Below are 1,055 nucleotides of genomic sequence, written 5' to 3'. Positions count from 1 at the left end.
GGCGTACAGTCATAGATGGTCGGTGGGAGGTGGTACAAATTCTCTCATGCAAAAAATATGTAAAATCGGTAGCAACTGGAAATCATTCAACACCCGCACTATCGGAAGTTCACCAGCCAGCCGCAGCACGTTCCTGCATACGACGTGTCTGCGGCTCTACCATATCTCCTATGAGCAACGTGTTAGCAGAGCCAAGCCACAACTCTAATTTTAATACATAATGAATGATAATAATAATATTAAAAATTTCCTGTGTAACTAATTTACTATATGGTTTCTGATAAGAATCATTGCAAAGATCAAACAACTTGTATTACATTGACAGTTAAGCAGTTAATTTTATCACCTCTAAAATATATCAGCATCTAGCATGCAACCTATCAAAATGGAGAGTTTTATGACTAAAAAACCATGGGAAAGAAGACTTAAAGATTTATCGCACTTGCTCAAATGCTGCATTAATACATATTTTGACCCTGAATTATTTCGCTTAAATTTGAATCAATTCCTCCAAACCGCAAGAACAGTAACATTTATTATTCAAAAAAACAAAAACCAGATTATAGGATATGACATTTGGTATAACAATAATGTTATTGAAAAATGGAAAAATGATCCATTAATGGCTTGGGCTAAAAATTCTCGCAATACGATAGAAAAACAAGGCGATTTAGAAATGTATAGCGAGGCAAAGGCTACTCTTATTTCATCTTACATTGAAGAAAATGACATTGAGTTTATTACAAATGAAAGTATGTTAAACATTGGTATAAAAAAGTTAGTCAGACTTGCACAAAAGAAATTACCTTCATATTTAACTGAATCATCTATTATTAAATCAGAAAGACGATGGGTCGCTAATACGCTAAAAGATTACGAATTATTACATGCCTTAGCTATAATCTATGGCAGAATGTATAACTGCTGTAACTCTCTTGGCATACAAATAAACAATCCAATGGGTGACGATGTGATTTCGCCAACATCATTCGACTCTTTATTTGATGAAGCCAGGAGAATAACTTATTTAAAATTAAAAGATTACTCCATAAGCA

At 33.6% G+C, this 1,055-nt stretch carries 1 protein-coding gene; it reads left to right on the top strand.

The features are described 5' to 3' along the window. Positions 1-397: 397 nt before the first annotated feature. On the top strand, positions 398-1,055 hold a 658-nt coding region (locus tag IA22_RS36240; protein WP_479680730.1), incomplete at its 3' end, for a hypothetical protein.

The sequence above is a fragment of the Kitasatospora papulosa genome (assembly GCF_000717245.1).
GTDB lineage: Bacteria > Actinomycetota > Actinomycetes > Streptomycetales > Streptomycetaceae > Streptomyces > Streptomyces papulosus.
This window is presented reverse-complemented; position numbering and strand designations above follow the sequence as displayed.